The organism is Acinetobacter courvalinii (assembly GCF_014635545.1).
Taxonomy (GTDB): Bacteria; Pseudomonadota; Gammaproteobacteria; order Pseudomonadales; family Moraxellaceae; genus Acinetobacter; species Acinetobacter courvalinii.
Window position 1 is genome coordinate 159,310 of the sequence record NZ_BMDA01000002.1, and the last position, 16,953, is coordinate 176,262.

A 16,953-nucleotide genomic window follows, 5' to 3' on the forward strand; every position below is an offset into this window, starting at 1 on the left:
TTGTTGTCAACCATTTATAAAGTATATAACTAACAAGGAGATAAGCTTATATTTTGAGTTTTTATAGAATGTAATAGGTATGTCGTAAATAAATAGTTTGATTGGTTTGTTCGATTATTATAATCGTTTTTTTCGTTAAGTTGAGGCTTTATTTTGTCATAAAAAGGTAATTAAAAGCGTGAGCTGAAATAACCTTATTTCGATATTATGCGAAACGGTAGGCAAAAAATTGCGTTTTTTCAAGTTGGGTTAATATAACCGAAAATAGCGCATAAATCTGATTTTTAATAACCAATTAGCAAAAACGATTGGAAATTTAATTCCGATCTATTTAATCAACTTTACTTTTCGAGAAGCAATTCACATAATAATTAACAAGAGGTATCTAATTTGCATTTTAATATCTCATAACATTTTCTTGAGCATTCTGATGTTCTAAACATCAATGTTTTACTAGCTCGGCTTTCCCCAAGGCTGAGCTTTTTTTTGTCTGCAATGGCCCATTTTGCCTAATAAATAACGCTACAGTATAGATACATGAAAAAGCTTATAGTCATAGGTTATTTCTGTGTTGTTCAATTTTATAGTCATGCCGAAAAAATTAAAATTACTCGCTCTATCTGTAGTTGTGATGCCCTCAATAATATTATTGGGCTGCCAAAATATTCAGCCACACGTTCAAGCTTTAGTCACACAGAAACAGACTGAAGATCAGATCGCAACTGCATTTGAAAATATCCAGACCTCCGGTGTACTGGTCACCTATGATGGCAAAGCTATTCAAAAATATGGCAATGCGCTTAACCGGGCCGATCAGCGTTATATTCCGGCTTCCACCTTTAAAATGCTGAATGCCTTGATTGGTATCCAGCATCATAAGACTTCACCAAATGAAGTATTTAAATGGGATGGACAGAAGCGGGCATTTACCAGCTGGGAAAAAGATTTAACCCTGGCAGAAGCCATGCAGGCTTCGGCTGTACCTGTGTATCAGGAACTGGCACGCCGTATTGGTCTGGAATTAATGGCCAGTGAAGTAAAACGGGTCGGGTATGGCAATCAGTCGATTGGAACGCAAGTGGATAATTTCTGGTTAGTGGGGCCTTTAGAAATTACCCCTGTGGAGGAAGTAAAATTTGCCTATGCCTTGGCGAAAAAACAACTTGCATTTGACTCATCAACCCAGCAACAAGTTAAAGATATGTTGCTGATTGAAGATATTCAGGGCACCAAAATCTATGCCAAAAGTGGATGGGGCATGGATGTAAAACCTCAGGTGGGATGGTGGACAGGTTGGGTAGAACAACCCAATGGTCAGGTCACTGCATTTTCACTGAATATGGAAATGAAAAAGGCAGCACATGCAGAAGCACGTAAAGCTATTGTGTATCAGGCTTTACAACAACTGGGTCTATTGCCCCAATAATATTTAAAAAAAGACCCAGCTTTTAAGATCAAGCTGGGTTCGAAAAAGGATGTTTTACATTGGGGAGAAAAACATCCTTGAGGGTTTCTGGCTAATAAAAGAATTTCTCTGCTTGATTAAATTATGTTCTTTAGAAAGTGATTTGTGAAATTGATAATTTTTATTTTTAAGATAGGGTTTTTCGATTGAGAATCACAAAGCCTTTGTCATTGCAAAGGCTAGGGGAAACTAAGTTAGGTGTAGACGTTTAAAGCAAGATGGAGATTAAGTGATGAAAGGCATATGTCTCATTGAGTCTATATAAGCGATATTTTTTATGCCCCGATTTTGAATGAGATTACCATTCATAGCGCAATCTAAATAAATGCATATCCGGTGTATGACTGGTATCTCGGGTAAAAAGACGTTCATAATCCAAACCCAGTCCATGGCTAAAGCGCAATGCCACACCAACACCATGATCCTGACGTGAGAAATTATAGCCACTGCTATATTTCAAATAATTACCCATGACATAAGGCTGAATGTATTTGATTCCATCATGGCCAATATCGAAATTATGTCCTGCATAGTATTCAAGTCCATAAGCTTCCGTATTTAAAAATTTTTCTAGTGAATCGGAATGGGCTGAAAATTCAAAATTAGGAAGAAGGTTTTTATACCAGCCTCCTCCAGCGGAGAGCATCCAGGTTCCGTCAAAATAAAACAGGGCAGAAGCAAGTAAAGTTTGGGAAAAGCGATCTGTTTCAAGATCAGACTGAAGCTGGGCCTGATTATATTTTCCCGAGATGGCCCAGCTTAGGTTTTTATTTAAATGAATATCTACAGCAATTTCCTGTCCGGATTGCCGTTGATAACGGACCGGCCCGAGCGTCGTATGGTCTTTAAATAAATAAGACGCATATACATCAATGTTGTTGATTTTGTTCTCATATCTTAAAGTTTTCGCCGCTGCCTGAGTACCATCATGATATGCAAAAGGACTCCAGGTTTGAGGCTGGGCCAGTGTGCTATAGTCCCAAAGGTCGGTTTTGCTGCCGACCACATCGTAATAAACACTATAAATCTTTCCATATTTTAAAGTGCCATAATGTGGATTTGTGATTCCCAAGTAGGCTTGTTCTGTGCTTAGGCTCTGGTCATTTTTCTGATAATGTCCTTGCCAATCCAGAATTTTGGCAGGATTAATAAAGTTTTGATAACCTGCAATCAGGTTGAACTGATCATTGATTTTATAATCCGCATTGACGTAGATACGGCTCGTCGAACTATAGCCATTTCTGCGATATTTCTGCCCTGTATTCGATGCATCGTAGTGATCAAAATTAAGTGCCTGTAGTCGCATGCTACCTTTACTGGTCAATCTCAACTGATCATGATCGGACAAGATATGCTCTTGTTTGAGCAGCTCGATTTCAGCTTGGCTAAGCGGTGAAATTAATAAATTTAAAGCAATAAAAAGCCACTGGTACTGAAGTTTAAACTTAACCATTGTTATAACATCCATGTATCAATTTAAGTTTTTGGTTTTAATAAGTGCTGAAAATATTCATCCAGAATCGTGTAGTGATTGGTCTTGTCGAGTAATTTAAAGCTGACCTGTGCTTGATCTAATCCAGACCTGTGCTGAAAATAATTTTGGCTTTGTAAAATTAATTCGTCCAGCTCCTGCTCGCCACAGTAAATACTGTAAGGCTTTGAAATAGCATGCTGTCGTAATAGCGGACTATATTGAAGAATGTCCTGTTCTGTTAAATTCAATGCCGTATTCAGATGTGTTTGCTGGATCGGTCTCAAATCATAAATACCACTGAGCAGGACGGCTTCAGTCACTATCTCATGCTGCATCCAGAGCGCTGCCAAATGCGCACCTGCGGAATGACCGACAAGTAGCACGTGCTGCGTAATCCAGGGCTGCTGCTGGATAAAGTCGAGTGCCTGCTTAACCTGTGCGACGATTTCGGCCATCGTGCTTTGTGGCGCAAGCTCATATTCGACCAATACACACTGCATGCCTTTGGCCAGTACATCTGTGGCGATAAAGGCAAAATCTGACTTATCACACCATTGCCAATAGCCGCCATAAATAAAGACCAGCGTTGTTGTCGCCTGCGCCAAGGGGAAGACATCGAGGGTTGATCGTGGAGCTTCGGCATATCGGATTTCCTGAAGGCAAGGAAAATGTTGATAGGCCAGCCTACTGCGCTGCTGGAAGGCAGCCAAAATCTCTGCCTCATTAGCTACTGTGCGAGAATTGTCATAAAGCTGCATGATTTTCTACTCGGACACTTCAGTTTTTAAGGCGAGATCGCGTTTTTTTGCCCTATGTTTCAGCGTATAAAAAAACAGGAGCACCCCAATAAACGGGAGACCAAACTGCAGGGTGGATTTAAATTCCTGTGTAAACCAGGTGGTGAGCGTAATACTCAGAATACTGAATAAACCGAGCCATGAAATCAGTTGACTGGCCGGGATCTTGAATTTTAATGTTCTGCCATTCTTGGCCATGTTTCTTCTAAAAAAGATATGCGTGACGAAAATACTGCCCCAGGTAAATAAAGCGCCAAACATGGAGAGCGCAATCATGATGGGAAAGGCTGAGGCGGGATCAAGGGTATAAACTACACTGGCGACGGCAATCCCCATTGCAGAGAGAAACAGGGCATTGATTGGTACGCCATTCGGACGGATTTTACCAAACAATCGCGGGGCATCGCCTGCCCGCGAAAGGCTAAATAGCATGCGGGTTGAAATATACAGCATACTATTCATGGCCGAAAGTGCCGCCACAATAACGATAAAGTTCAAAATACTATCTGCATAAGGGATACCGACAATGCGCATGACAGTGACGAAAGGACTGGTTGCATTCTGTCCGATCAGTTCAGTCCATGGCACCAAGGCAACAATCAAAGACAAGGACAGCAGATAGAATAGAATCAGGCGCAGGGCAGTACTCTTAAATGCATACTTGACTGCTTGTTCAGGATTTGCCGCTTCGCCTGCTGCAACAGCGATCATTTCAATACTCAGATAGCTGAAAATAGAAATAATCACACCCATCCAGACTCCGCTAAACCCGTTTGGAAAAAAGCCGCCGTGACTGGTTAGATTCCCCATCACATGGCTACTTTGTTGGGTATTTTGGGTAAGAATACCGATCGCTAGCAGAATGAAGACAATAATGGCAAAGACCTTGATGGTAGAAAACCAGTATTCCACCAGTCCAAATGCCTTGACACTATAGGCATTGACTGCGAGTAAGGTGCCAGAAAAGAAGACGATCCAGATCCAGGCGGGTAGTTGTGGAAACCACATTTTCATATACTCGGCAACCGCCGTGATTTCTGTGCCGACTGCGAGCACAATACAGGCCCAATAACTATAGCGAACCAGAAAACCAGCCATGGGATTGAGATAGTGCTCGGCATAGGCACCAAATGATCCGGAAGTCGGATGTTGCACGGTCATTTCCGCTAAACAGGCCATCAGTGCAAAGGCAATCAGGCCGCCAATCGCATAACTGAGAATTACGGCTGGGCCAGCAAAACTAATTGCAAATTTACTGCCCATAAATAGCCCGGTGCCAATTGCTCCGCCAATGGCAATCATGGCCATTTGGTTGGCGGAGAGTTTCTTATGTAAACCTGCTTCACGTGCTTGAATCTTGTTAAAATTATCCATTGGCGTCTCCTTGCCAGAACTTCAATCTGAAAGTGTCAGATCAGGTCACTTCACTTCTTACCAGGTAGCGTTCATTCTTCCATTCTTGTTGCTGCATAATTGCCTTGAGATGCTGCACGGCATGCCAGATATCTTCAAAGCCCAGATAGAGCGGGGTGATGCCAAAGCGTAGAACTTCAGGTTCGCGGTAGTCTCCGATCACGCCACGGGCGATTAGTGCCTGAATAATTTCATAACCATGGGGATGCTGGTAGCTGACATGACTGCCACGGTATTGATGATCTTGTGGTGTGATCAGCTCAAAACCAAATTCTGAGCACTCCTGTTCGATCAATGCCATCAACAAATCGGTTAACTGAAGGGATTTTTCACGAATTTTTTGCATATCGGTTTTCAGGAAAATATCTACCCCACATTCAATCAGACTCATCGAGATAATTGGCTGGGTACCACATAGATAGCGACGGATATTGTTGGCTGGTTCATAATGTTGAGCCATATCAAAGGGTTTTTTATGCCCCCACCAGCCGGAAAGAGGTTGCCAGAATTGATCACGATGTTTGGGATTCACCCACAGCAATGCAGGCGAACCCGGACCACCATTCAGATATTTATAGGTACAACCGATGGCAAAGTCAGTGCTGGTTTGATTGAGATCCATCGGCACGGCACCGACAGAGTGACATAAATCCCAGATGATTAAGGCCTTTTTTGCATGGATGCGCTGGTTGATGGTGGACATGTCATAGAAGTAGCCGGTGCGATAATTGACATGTGATAACACCACAACGGCAACATCTTTCTCCAGAACCTGTTCTAACTCCTCGGCACCTTCAATCAATTCAACCTGATAGCCTTGATTGATCAGGTCAATAAAACCTTCAATAATATAAATATCGGTTGGAAAGGCATCTTTTTCCGCCACAATAATTTTGCGTTGTGGGAATTGTGCGGCCTGAATCTTGACTGCGGCAGAAAGGACTTTAAACAAATTTAAAGTGGTCGAGTCCGAAATAACGGTTTCACCGGTCTTTGCGCCAATAAGTTGACCGACCTTATCACCTAAACGGGTCGGAAGTCCCCACCAGTCTGCCTTATTCCAGCTATTGATTAGGTCTTCTCCCCACTGTTGCTGAATAATATATTGTGCATAGTTCAACGAATTTTTGGGTCTTGCCCCTAATGAATTCCCATCCAGATAAATGACGTTCTCAGGTAAGGCGAATTCGTCCTTAAAGACTTTGAGTTGATCTTGCTGATCCCAGTCAAGACATTGTTGATAGCTAATCATGATGCTTCTATCCCTGATTTTTGAAATTTTATCTTTAGATTTTATCAGTTGTTTTTTTATGATTTATTCGATAAAAACAGCAAAAAAAGTCAGTTTTTCGGATATGATTTCAAATATAGCTAAATTATTAGAAGAATTGACGAAGATGAATATTGATGCAATTGACCTCAAAATTATTAACTTTTTGCAAAGAGATGCGCGCCTCAGCAATCAGGAATTAGCAGACTTGGTCAATCTCTCTCCCTCGGCCTGTCACCGTCGGGTCAAGATTATGGAAAGCCATGGCATTATTGAAAAATATCAGGCGAAAATTAATTACGAGAAATTGGGGATTAAAATTGAGGCCATTGTTGAAATAAAACTTGTGCAGCTCACTGAAACAGATCATAAATTTTTTCTTGAGCAGATTGATCAATGTGAAGAAGTGATTAATGCCTATGTGATTACGGGGGATTCCAATTATGTATTACATGTTGCAGCCAGAGACTTAAATGAATTTTCACAGTTTATAATAAATAAACTGAATAAAATTAAAGGGATAATGAGTATTAATTCCAAAATTATTCTGGATAAGGTCATTCAGAAAAGTTTGCTGTAAATATGATTGCTCTTATGCAATATAAATATAAAGGAGTAGTATATTTAGATGATTTATAAATATAGTGAAATTATATACAACATGATTAAATAAAAATTATTCTCGATAAGTTGATTAAATCAGAGAATTGATATTCAAAGATTCATCACACCTTGGTACTTTTAACTAAAAAGCTTATTTAATCATGGTTCTGGGTTTTCAAATTCAGGTAAAATTATGCACTGTTGAAAATGCAATCGAGATCATTTTTTGAAAAAGTGTAAGGTGTGTTAATGGGGCAACACTTGAAAAGCTCGAAATTACGTTCTGAGCAAATTAGTCGGCGCCTGTTTCTCTGCATGCTTGTTATTATTTTTTCTATCTCCTATTTGTCTATTCCGCTTATTATTAATAGTTATCAAGAATATATAAGAACAAATAAAACCTTAATCGAGATCATTAGCCTGCGTAGCCTGGTGAAAACTGCCAATAAAATTTCACGGGAACGTGCTCCATCCAATAAAGTCATGTCGAGTCAGCCGCAGGATCTGGCCAAAAACCGTCAGGACTTACAACAATACCGTAAGGTCGTCGATCTGCAGATAGAACAAACCATTGAGACTTTAAAACGAAATGGTTTTGGCATGATTGCCGAAGATTTGGATACCGACCTCAAGACCAAACTGGCGCAGGCGCGTAGCACGGTCGATGCTTATGCAAATACTCCAACGCCTCAGCGCACCTCGATCCAGTTTGATCGCGCCATCCTGTCTATGTTTGATGTCTGGGATGAAAGCCGAGAGTTGCTCAAATGGTTAATGGTCTTGTCTGAAAGTAAAAACAGTAAAATGTCGAACTACTTTACTTCAATCCTGATTTTAACAGATATGCGGGATCAGGCCGGGCGAGTCGCTTCCAATATTATGGCGCCTGTGACCTTTGACGAGAAAATTTCCGATGAGAATCGGGCGCGCTCCTTACAGACCCAGCATCAAGCCATTTATCTATGGGGGCTGGTGGATACCATTCAGCCTGAACAGTCCAAATCAACTGAATATGTCCGTTTATATTTACGGGTAAAAACAGAGTTTCTGGATAAAGGCCTGCCTATTATTTCGCAGTTACTGGATGAAAGTAAAAATCATCAGGCCTACTTTATTACCGCGAACGAATTGACCGATCAGATGGTGGGTAAATTTACCACGGTCATGGATTTGCAAAACTATATTCTGGACGACAGTATTGCGGTTGCAGACGAACAAAACCGGCGTGCAAAACTGCAATTTATCTTTACCCTGTGTATTTCCAGTTTATCGTTACTGATTGCCATCTTTACCATGATTTATGCCAAGCGCAGGGTGTTTGGTCCGTTGATCAATGCACGCAATATGATTCTGCGTCTTTCCGGTAGCTCGGATGAACTGACTCAAATGCGCAAAAACAAGGAAGAGTTTTTTTCATTATTTGAAGCCATCGATAAACTCAGAGGGATGCTGAAACAACGCGACAGCATGGAGTTGCAACTCAAGCAGATCGCGAACTCTGATGTACTGACAGGTGTGGCGAACCGTTTGGCCTTAGAGGAGTATATAGCTGCACTTGAGGACAAAGCTGAGGGTTTGGCGCATACCTGTGTGATTGCCATTGATATTGATAACTTTAAGTTTGTGAATGACCAGTACGGGCATATTGTTGGAGATCAGGTAATCAGCATGATTGCGGATCAGCTTAAACGGCATGTGCGGACCTCTGACCTGATCGTACGTTATGGCGGTGATGAGTTTCTTATTGTGCTGGAAAATATTCAGATGGATGCTGCTAAAGCGATTGCGGAAAATATTCGTGAAGGGGTTGCAGGGCAAGGTATTCTGCTTTCGGGTATGGCCGACGAGATTCGGGTTTCGGTGAGTATTGGTGTTGCGATTGGGGCAAATAGCTGGTTAGCGCTGTTAGAAAAAGCCGATCAGTCTTTATTAAAAGCCAAGGCAAAAGGGAAGAATGTGGTGGAGGGGTAAACTCTCTTACCCCCAACCTATTTTGTCTTCTCAATTAAATAGTTTATGAAGTTTGTACAAGAAACTAGCATGAACTTAGCATCGATATAAGATAAAATCGATTCTTCTAGCATCGCATGTCGTATACCATCTCCATCCGAGGCATAACCATAAAGTTGGCTTAAACTACTTTTTAGGGCAGCATGTAAGCTATATTTTTCCTCAATGATTTTTAGTGCTTTACCCAAAGTCGCTTTATCATCTTGCGTGATAATTTTACAAATTGATTCGACAGCACTAATGGATTCTTTAATTGAGTTTCTATAGTCAGGGTTTTGTCTATCTGACATGAGTTTTAATGCCTGATTTAAATGCAGTTGAACACCTGAATATTGGTTAGTATTTTCTAATGCTTGTTCAATAGACTGTATTTCTTGTTCACTTGTAATTTCAAGTATATTACCGTTTGATAAGCGATAAGCTGATAAATATTTTTCGAGGCAAAGATTAACTGAGTTAGAAAATGAATCTGAGCTATATCTGATATTAGGATAGTTGTCTAACGTAACCTCAATAAAATCATAAACTTCATACCATTGGCACATCATAAAATATTTTTTTAATGCTGATATACCTTCACTTCTCCCAAATGGTATTTCATCGGTAGGTTTATGAAAAAGGTTCATATAAATATTAAGGAAAAAGCCTTCTAAATTGCTTCCCAAAATACTGGAGCTCCCAGGCTGGACTACATTGTTAAAATTAGAAAAAATTATTCTGTCATACAGAGACCATAAAGCATTTCTGAGTTCTTGATCAATTGACTCTTTTTGAATTATTTCTCGAATAGGTTTATATCCATATCTTTCTGAGAATCGCATTATTTACCTCAAAATTATAAAAATTTTCTTTTTATTCAATCTAAAAATCTCCCCTAGCCCCTCTTTTGAAAAGAGGGGAAGTCTTCCTTTTAATGCGAAGTCTAGGGTTAACGGATAAATTATTTCAACATCGGTTTCAAGAAACGCCCTGTATGTGAAATCTCAACCTCGGCGACCTGTTCAGGTGTACCTTCGGCAATGATTTGACCACCACCAGAACCACCTTCAGGGCCTAAGTCAATCACCCAGTCAGCGGTCTTGATCACATCCAGATTATGCTCAATCACCACAATGGTATTCCCCTTATTGCGTAGCTCGTACAAGATGTCGAGTAACTTTGCAATATCATGGAAATGCAGACCTGTAGTTGGTTCATCCAAGATATATAAGGTTCGACCTGTATCACGTTTTGCCAACTCACGTGCCAGCTTCACCCGCTGCGCTTCACCGCCAGAAAGGGTAGTGGCAGCCTGACCCAAACGGATATAGCCCAAGCCCACCTGAGTCAAAGTATCTAAACGACGATGAATCACCGGAATGGCACTAAAGAACTCGGCTGCATCTTCCACAGTCATTTCCAAGACATCAGAAATGTTCTTGCCTTTATAACCGACTTCTAAAGTCTCACGGTTATAACGCTTGCCATGACAGGCATCACAAGGCACATACATATCCGGCAGGAAGTGCATCGCCACCTTGATCATGCCATCGCCTTCACAGGCTTCACAACGACCACCTTTCACGTTAAAGGAGAAACGACCTGCGCTATAACCACGTGCTTTGGCTTCAGGTGTTTGCGCAAATAACTCACGGATTGGCGTGAATAAACCGGTATAGGTGGCAGGGTTGGAACGAGGGGTACGCCCAATTGGACTCTGATCGATATCCACCACTTTATCTAAATGTTGTAAACCATCAATCGAGTCAAACTTCTCGGCAGTTAGCGTGGTTGCGCCATTCAGTTGCGTCGCTGCTAACGGCAATAAAGTCCGGTTAATTAATGTTGATTTACCCGAACCAGACACCCCTGTGACACAGGTCATGATGCCTAATGGAATGGTCAGATCAACATTCTGCAAGTTATGTCCGCTGGCACCAGACAGCTTAATCACTTCATCCGGACGAGGAGACTGGGTACGTTGTTTCGGTACTTCAATTTTCAACTTACCTGACAGATATTGACCTGTCAGTGAGTCGGCATGATCTGCCAGTTCTTGATAAGTTCCTTCGGCAATTACGGCACCGCCATGAATCCCTGCACCTGGACCAATATCAATAATATGATCAGCGGCACGGATGGCATCTTCATCATGCTCAACCACCAGTACGGTATTCCCCAAATCACGTAGGCGAATCAGGGTTTGTAGTAAGCGATCATTGTCACGTTGATGCAGACCAATTGACGGTTCATCCAGCACATACATTACGCCCATGAGACCGGCACCGATCTGTGACGCCAGACGGATACGTTGGGCTTCACCGCCTGAAAGGGTTTCGGCTGAACGAGCCAAACTCAAATAATTCAGGCCAACGCTGACTAAGAAGTGTAAACGCTCACGAATCTCTTTAAAGATTTTATCGGCGATTTCACCTTTGGCACCTTCAAGATTGAGGTCCTGATAATAATTTTCCGCATCACCAATCGACATCTTGGTGATCTGGGCAATGGTCTTGTCCTTGACCCGAACATGGCGGGAAATTTCATTCAAACGTGAACCGCCACAAGCATCACACGCGGCATTCGACAAGTATTGCGCCAGATCATCACGGACATAATTCGATTCCGTCTCGCGGTAGCGACGTTCCAGATGCGGCAAAATCCCTTCAAAGGCTTGTACACGGGTATGCTTACGACCACGTTCATCAATATAACTCAGGTCGATTTTCTCTTTGCCTGTACCTTGCAGGAATTTCTTTTGCGTATCTTTATCGAGTTTGTTCCAAGGCTCATCCAGATCGATACCAAAATGATCCGCGACTTTTTGCAGCATGGTGTAGTAATACGGACGCTGTCTGTCCCAGCCACGAATTGCACCCTGGCTTATCGAAACCTCAGCATTTGGAATCAGTTTATCTGCACTGAAATGACTACGTGTTCCCAAACCGTCACAGACAGGGCAGGCGCCGAATGGGTTGTTGAATGAGAACAGGCGTGGTTCAAGTTCAGCCACGGCACGATCACACTCAGGACAAGAGTGCTTGGCCGAGAACACACGTTCCGGATGTTCACCATTCATCCAGGATAACACCGCAATATCGCCGCCTAGACGTAGTGCAGTTTCAAACGATTCTGCAATCCGGTTACCCAGGTCATCACGTACTTTAAAGCGGTCCACCACCACTTCAATGGTGTGCTTTTTCTTTTTGTCCAGCTCGGGTGGGGTATCGATATCAATGATTTCCCCATCAACACGGGCACGAACAAAACCTTGCCCCTGTAACTGTTCAAACAGTTGGGTGTACTCACCTTTACGCTCCCGTACTACAGGTGCAAGCAGCATCAATGCGGTGCCTTCTTCCAGACTCTTGACTACATCGACCATTTCCGAAATGGTTTGGGCCACCATCGGTAGGTCATGTTCAGGGCAGTAAGGCGTACCGACACGCGCGTAGAGTAAACGCAAATAGTCGTAAATTTCGGTAATGGTCCCCACGGTCGAACGTGGGTTATGACTGGTCGACTTCTGCTCAATGGCAATCGCAGGCGATAAACCTTCAATCGAATCGACTTCCGGCTTTTCCATTTGTGACAGGAACTGGCGTGCATAGGCCGATAGCGATTCGACATAACGGCGCTGGCCTTCGGCATACAAGGTATCAAAGGCCAAGGATGATTTTCCTGAGCCAGAAAGTCCCGTAATCACCACAAACTTGTCACGTGGAATATCGAGCGACACGTTTTTTAAATTATGGGTACGTGCGCCTCGAATACGGATATGACTTTGACTCATAAATACATCTCAATAAGCTGAACATGAAAACATGTATATGATAACGATTTAAAATTGTTCAAGTGTTATAAAAATAATTAAAACGACAAATTGTGACGGTTAATGAACTGGTTCACATTTATTGTGGGTAATATGCCTCGTATTTTGAGCTTTCCCTAGGCCAAATTACGACTTATCAACACGGAAGGAATAAAAATATACAAATTACTAGACGACTGGTCTAATATTAATTTATAGTGTGCTGATGAAACGATCAATTAAAAGTGAAGCCACGCGACAACATATTCTCGATACCAGTTTTGAACTGGTGTTGCGTAAAGGTTTTGTCGGGGTGGGCTTGCAAGAAATTCTCAAGACCTGTGCTGTTCCGAAAGGGTCGTTCTACCATTATTTTGCTTCTAAAGAAGCCTTCGGCTGTGCCTTGCTGGAACAGTACATGGCAGATTACAAAGTCCGGGTCGAGCAGCTTTGGCAACAGACAGAAGCAGATGCCTATGCGCGTTTGATGGCGTTATGGCAGGCCTGGATTGATGATCCTGTGTATGGCAGCTGGGCCGAGAATTGCCTGATTGTGAAATTAGGTGCAGAGGTGGCCGATTTATCTGAAGACATGCGTGAAATTCTCAATCTTGGTGTGCATCGGCTGACACAACGTGTGGCCTTGCTACTACAAGAAGGGCAACAACAAGGCTCCATTCCAATGCATCTGGATCCATTTAAAACGGCTCAGGTGATGTATCAGTTATGGCTGGGTGCGGCCCTGATGACCAAATTAGCCCAAGACAAAGCACCGCTACATCTGGCTCTGGAAACCACACAACAGCTGTTACAACCGATTAAGGAATAAAAAATGCAAAGTATTATCCATCACAGTTTTGGTGAACCTGCCGAGGTGTTACAGCTGGCAGAAATGCCACAGCCTGAGCCAAAAGCGGGTGAAGTTCGTATTAAAACCATCCTGTCTCCCATGCATAATCATGATGTCTGGACTGTACGTGGCAGCTATGGCTATAAGCCAACCCTTCCTGCCATAGGCGGTAGTGAAGCGGTCGGTATGGTTGATGCGGTAGGTGAAGGCGTTGATCAAAGTAAATTAGGACAACGCGTGGCAATTGCTGGTGTGCATGGTAGCTGGGCAGAATATTTTATTGCACCTGCACAGGCTATCATTCCCTTAAATGATGCCATTGATAATGAAACAGCGGCTCAATTGATTGGTATGCCGATCAGTGCCTTGATGCTGCTGGATTTTGTTAATGTACAGCCGGGTCAATGGCTGATCCAGAACACCGCCAACGGTGCGGTGGGAAAAACGGTTGCCATGATCGCTCAGGCGCGTGGTCTGCAAGTCATTAATCTGGTGCGCCGTAGCGATGCAATTGCCGAAATGCAGGCCCTCGGCATCCAGCATGTGGTGGCAACGGATCAGGAAGATTGGAAAGTGCAAGTCAAAGCCCTCCATGCCGATCAGCCTTTAATTGCAGGAGTGGATTCAATTGGTGGCAGTGCCAGTGGTGAAATGTTGAATCTGCTGAGTGAAAATAGCCTATTGGTTTCATTTGGTAGCATGACAGGCGAAACCATGCAGATTTCATCGGGTGATCTGATTTTTAAACAGGCGACGGTAAAAGGTTTCTGGGCCAGTGTGGTGAGTAAAGAAATGCCAGCAGAGCGTAAAAAGGCATTGTTTGTAGAACTTCTGACACTGGCAGCGCAAAAGAAACTGGTTCTACCTGTTGAAGGTGTATTTAGCTTTGATGAAATCAAAACGGCTGCACTCAAGGCAACCCAAGGTGCTCGTCAAGGTAAAGTCTTGTTGAAGCCCTAAGTTAAATCATCACTGCCAGCCGTGAGGCTGGTTTCATTCGCTATGTCGTCATTATAAAAAGGATAATCAGATGTTTGGACAACTGCTCATTGGACTTATCGCCTTATTACACGTCTATATTCTCGTGCTGGAAATGTTTTTGTGGGACAAACCCTATGGCTTAAAAGCCTTTGGCAATAGTCTGGAAAAAGCACAGCTCACCAAAGTGATGGCACAAAATCAGGGATTATATAATGGCTTTCTTGCAGCCGGTTTATTCTGGTCATTACTGGCGCCTGCAAGCTATGCACTCGCGATTGCCAATTTCTTTTTGGGCTGTGTGCTGATCGCTGGCATCTATGGGGGTTTGACCGCCAGCAAGAAGATTATTTACATTCAGGCCATCCCCGCATTCATTGCTTTAATTGTAGTGAATATTTTTTAGCCGAGAGATATCAGTAGGCAACTGGATGGATTTATGTTTTAATGCGCCCAGTTTGAGATGAGCCTCATACAGTATATCGGACGATACGATATACGACTAAGCCCCTTAATTGGGGCTTTTTTATGTCTGTTTTTCAGGGCAGGACCTGCTTGTATGCAATCCGCACATGTTGATCTTGAGCCAGATTGGGAACTAAGGATAACAGAATGCTACAAGCTGTCATTTTTGGTCATCCTGTCTGAAGAAAGTCAGGAATTATTTTCTGGTTTATCAAATAAATAAATTAAAATGAATAACATAGAACACATGAGCAATAATAATGTTAAGAAAACTGATGGTACTGGGGTGGGGCATGTGTCTGAGTTTAAGTCTCATGGCACAGGAAACAAAAATCATTGGGTTTGATCAGGTCTTTAATTTAAATCATGATGAAGTGTATGAGTTGCAGTTGAAAAACCTGAATTCAGGTTCACAGCTCTGGACCGCCTTTTATCTGGTCGGTGTACCCAAATCTGCCTCGAATAATAGCCAGGCCGATTTTGTGGTTAAGGGTGAAGGCATGATTAATAAGGCGCATCCTGCCAATCCGACAGAGCAGGTGAATCTGGTCGCCAATCATTTGCCGGACCGCCAGAACTATTCCTTTTATGAATTTGAAGATCTGGTGGATGAGATTGAGGAACAAACCGGGAAAAAGATACAAGACCCGGTCTTGGGCACAACTGATAATGTTCGTGTATATGGCCAGATTATGGACTGGATTCCAGAATACAACTCCAGCACACCTGCCAAAATCAGTTTTGGGATAACCAACCCGCAGGACTTCGAAATTAAAGCGGCCTATGTGGTGATTGGCGAGGCAGAAAAAACACCGCAATTACTGGCGCTGGACATCCAACCGCTGGATACCCAACAGCTTGATCCATCGTTGCAGGAGCAAAGTCATCGTCAGCAATTCAGTATTGCCCGATTTGAAGCCAAATTCCTGATTTTCCTGACCCTGCTGGGGGCCGCTATTTTTCTGAACTGGGGCAAATGGCGCAGAAACTAGATTTGCTCATAAAAGAAGGAGGCGCATGCCTCCTTGGTTATGGTTTTATCTGATCCAGACCTAACCATTGACGTTGTTGATAAGCACTATCCCAGAATAACCACTCCAGTTTTGCCCCCATGGTATAGGCGGCATGCATTTTGGCTAGGGTGTCCGCATCACAGCGAGCAGCGACTTTATCTATGGTCGCAATCACATTCCGTACGGCCGTATTAAATTCTTCACCCGCATAGGTGTCGATCCAGGCCTGATAAGGATTATTGTCAACAGACTGGTTGATAATGTCTTTGCCCACTTCGGCATAAATCCAGAAACATGGCAGCAAGGCAGCCAAAATGACAGGATAGCTTTCAGACCACGCCGTTGCTGTCAGGAAAGACGTGTAATGATGGCAGGCCAGAGTCAGTGGTGTATTTTCAAACTCGGCCTTGCTGACATCAAACTCCTGCATAAAATCATGATGCAAACTGCGTTCTACAATAATGGCGATTTTTGCGGCTTCAGAAAACTGAATCACATCATCGGCATCATAGGCTTTTGCCGCAGCCACAGCCAACGCCCGACCATAGGCCAGTAAGTAATGCGCATCTTGAATCACATAGTGACAAAATACCTTGCGATCTAATGTCCCTGCTGCAAGTTCCTGATTAAAAGGCAAGGCTAATATTTTTTGATATAAGTCTTGATTGCGTTGCCATACATCTTGAGAAAACGTCATGGATTGAACCTATTAAAAAACATGCTAAATAATGCTGTCAGCACTATAACAGAGTCTGCCGGAGATAAAATTTTCTTCAAAATAAGTGCAACAATCTTTTGTCTATTTCAACGCAAACTCGCCTACAA

The 16,953-nt window shown here is 42.7% G+C and carries 14 protein-coding genes; 7 read left to right on the forward strand and 7 right to left on the reverse strand.

The genetic code is table 11. The features are described 5' to 3' along the window. Positions 1 to 589 precede the first annotated feature (589 nt). On the forward strand, positions 590 to 1,426 hold the full coding sequence (blaOXA, locus tag IEV39_RS10345) for an OXA-294 family class D beta-lactamase (RefSeq protein ID WP_032883129.1): 837 nt from the start codon (positions 590 to 592) through the stop codon (positions 1,424 to 1,426). A gap of 337 nt (positions 1,427 to 1,763) precedes the next feature. On the opposite strand, the gene IEV39_RS10350 is transcribed toward blaOXA, so the two are convergent. Genes IEV39_RS10350 through kynU form a run of 4 tightly spaced genes read right to left on the reverse strand, consistent with a single transcriptional unit; the run spans position 1,764 to position 6,401 of the window. Beyond that, complete coding sequence (locus IEV39_RS10350; RefSeq protein ID WP_005282464.1) at positions 1,764 to 2,918, reverse strand: porin; 1,155 nt, start codon at positions 2,916 to 2,918, stop codon at positions 1,764 to 1,766. 23 nt (positions 2,919 to 2,941) lie between these two features. After that, on the reverse strand, positions 2,942 to 3,697 hold the full coding sequence (locus tag IEV39_RS10355; RefSeq protein ID WP_005282468.1) for an alpha/beta hydrolase: 756 nt from the start codon (positions 3,695 to 3,697) through the stop codon (positions 2,942 to 2,944). A gap of 6 nt (positions 3,698 to 3,703) precedes the next feature. After that, entirely contained in the window at positions 3,704 to 5,110 is a 1,407-nt protein-coding gene (locus tag IEV39_RS10360) for an amino acid permease (RefSeq protein ID WP_005282471.1), read from the reverse strand. 40 nt (positions 5,111 to 5,150) lie between these two features. Continuing rightward, the gene (gene kynU, locus IEV39_RS10365; RefSeq protein WP_005282474.1) at positions 5,151 to 6,401 is read right to left on the reverse strand and encodes a kynureninase; all 1,251 of its coding nucleotides are present in this window, start codon (positions 6,399 to 6,401) and stop codon (positions 5,151 to 5,153) included. 145 nt (positions 6,402 to 6,546) lie between these two features. On the opposite strand from kynU, the gene gigD reads away from it, so the two are divergent. Both gigD and IEV39_RS10375 read left to right on the forward strand, forming a co-directional pair. Further along, on the forward strand, positions 6,547 to 6,999 hold the full coding sequence (gigD, locus tag IEV39_RS10370; protein WP_032873854.1) for an Lrp/AsnC family transcriptional regulator GigD: 453 nt from the start codon (positions 6,547 to 6,549) through the stop codon (positions 6,997 to 6,999). Between the two features lie 272 nt (positions 7,000 to 7,271). Continuing rightward, positions 7,272 to 8,993, forward strand: a complete 1,722-nt coding sequence (locus IEV39_RS10375; RefSeq protein ID WP_005282480.1) for a GGDEF domain-containing protein — start codon at positions 7,272 to 7,274, stop codon at positions 8,991 to 8,993. Between the two features lie 17 nt (positions 8,994 to 9,010). Here the strand turns inward: IEV39_RS10375 and IEV39_RS10380 are convergent, their stop codons facing one another. Both IEV39_RS10380 and uvrA read right to left on the reverse strand, forming a co-directional pair. Next, positions 9,011 to 9,853 carry an AbiJ-NTD4 domain-containing protein gene (locus IEV39_RS10380; protein ID WP_005282482.1) on the reverse strand — a complete coding sequence of 281 codons (843 nt, stop codon included), beginning with the start codon at positions 9,851 to 9,853 and terminating at the stop codon, positions 9,011 to 9,013. 119 nt (positions 9,854 to 9,972) lie between these two features. Continuing rightward, positions 9,973 to 12,804, reverse strand: coding sequence for an excinuclease ABC subunit UvrA (uvrA, locus tag IEV39_RS10385; RefSeq protein ID WP_005282485.1), 2,832 nt, complete (start codon positions 12,802 to 12,804; stop codon positions 9,973 to 9,975). 244 nt (positions 12,805 to 13,048) lie between these two features. Here uvrA and IEV39_RS10390 point away from each other — a divergent pair, with 244 nt between their 5' ends. The 4 genes from IEV39_RS10390 to IEV39_RS10405 all read left to right on the forward strand — a co-directional run bounded on the left by IEV39_RS10390 (position 13,049) and on the right by IEV39_RS10405 (position 16,107). After that, positions 13,049 to 13,651 (forward strand): TetR/AcrR family transcriptional regulator, encoded by a 603-nt coding sequence (locus IEV39_RS10390; protein ID WP_005282488.1) that lies wholly within the window; start codon positions 13,049 to 13,051, stop codon positions 13,649 to 13,651. 3 nt (positions 13,652 to 13,654) lie between these two features. Then, positions 13,655 to 14,632, forward strand: a complete 978-nt coding sequence (locus tag IEV39_RS10395; protein ID WP_005282493.1) for a zinc-binding dehydrogenase — start codon at positions 13,655 to 13,657, stop codon at positions 14,630 to 14,632. 70 nt (positions 14,633 to 14,702) lie between these two features. After that, entirely contained in the window at positions 14,703 to 15,056 is a 354-nt protein-coding gene (locus tag IEV39_RS10400; protein ID WP_005282496.1) for a DUF1304 domain-containing protein, read from the forward strand. 319 nt (positions 15,057 to 15,375) lie between these two features. Further along, positions 15,376 to 16,107 carry a hypothetical protein gene (locus IEV39_RS10405; protein WP_005282498.1) on the forward strand — a complete coding sequence of 244 codons (732 nt, stop codon included), beginning with the start codon at positions 15,376 to 15,378 and terminating at the stop codon, positions 16,105 to 16,107. 37 nt (positions 16,108 to 16,144) lie between these two features. Here IEV39_RS10405 and tenA read toward each other — a convergent pair whose 3' ends face one another. Then, positions 16,145 to 16,825 carry a thiaminase II gene (gene tenA, locus IEV39_RS10410; protein ID WP_005282501.1) on the reverse strand — a complete coding sequence of 227 codons (681 nt, stop codon included), beginning with the start codon at positions 16,823 to 16,825 and terminating at the stop codon, positions 16,145 to 16,147. Positions 16,826 to 16,953: the final 128 nt, after the last annotated feature.

What these genes read in the sequence shown, in the direction of transcription:
- gigD (WP_032873854.1), top strand. Translation starts at nt 6,547, where the DNA reads ATGAATATTGATGCAATTGACCTCAAAATTATTAACTTTTTGCAAAGA.
- tenA (WP_005282501.1), bottom strand. Translation starts at nt 16,825, where the DNA reads ATGACGTTTTCTCAAGATGTATGGCAACGCAATCAAGACTTATATCAA.
- IEV39_RS10350 (WP_005282464.1), bottom strand. Translation starts at nt 2,918, where the DNA reads ATGGTTAAGTTTAAACTTCAGTACCAGTGGCTTTTTATTGCTTTAAAT.
- IEV39_RS10355 (WP_005282468.1), bottom strand. Translation starts at nt 3,697, where the DNA reads ATGCAGCTTTATGACAATTCTCGCACAGTAGCTAATGAGGCAGAGATT.
- IEV39_RS10375 (WP_005282480.1), top strand. Translation starts at nt 7,272, where the DNA reads ATGGGGCAACACTTGAAAAGCTCGAAATTACGTTCTGAGCAAATTAGT.
- IEV39_RS10390 (WP_005282488.1), top strand. Translation starts at nt 13,049, where the DNA reads ATGAAACGATCAATTAAAAGTGAAGCCACGCGACAACATATTCTCGAT.
- blaOXA (WP_032883129.1), top strand. Translation starts at nt 590, where the DNA reads ATGCCGAAAAAATTAAAATTACTCGCTCTATCTGTAGTTGTGATGCCC.
- IEV39_RS10405 (WP_005282498.1), top strand. Translation starts at nt 15,376, where the DNA reads ATGTTAAGAAAACTGATGGTACTGGGGTGGGGCATGTGTCTGAGTTTA.
- IEV39_RS10395 (WP_005282493.1), top strand. Translation starts at nt 13,655, where the DNA reads ATGCAAAGTATTATCCATCACAGTTTTGGTGAACCTGCCGAGGTGTTA.
- IEV39_RS10380 (WP_005282482.1), bottom strand. Translation starts at nt 9,853, where the DNA reads ATGCGATTCTCAGAAAGATATGGATATAAACCTATTCGAGAAATAATT.
- IEV39_RS10400 (WP_005282496.1), top strand. Translation starts at nt 14,703, where the DNA reads ATGTTTGGACAACTGCTCATTGGACTTATCGCCTTATTACACGTCTAT.
- kynU (WP_005282474.1), bottom strand. Translation starts at nt 6,401, where the DNA reads ATGATTAGCTATCAACAATGTCTTGACTGGGATCAGCAAGATCAACTC.
- IEV39_RS10360 (WP_005282471.1), bottom strand. Translation starts at nt 5,110, where the DNA reads ATGGATAATTTTAACAAGATTCAAGCACGTGAAGCAGGTTTACATAAG.
- uvrA (WP_005282485.1), bottom strand. Translation starts at nt 12,804, where the DNA reads ATGAGTCAAAGTCATATCCGTATTCGAGGCGCACGTACCCATAATTTA.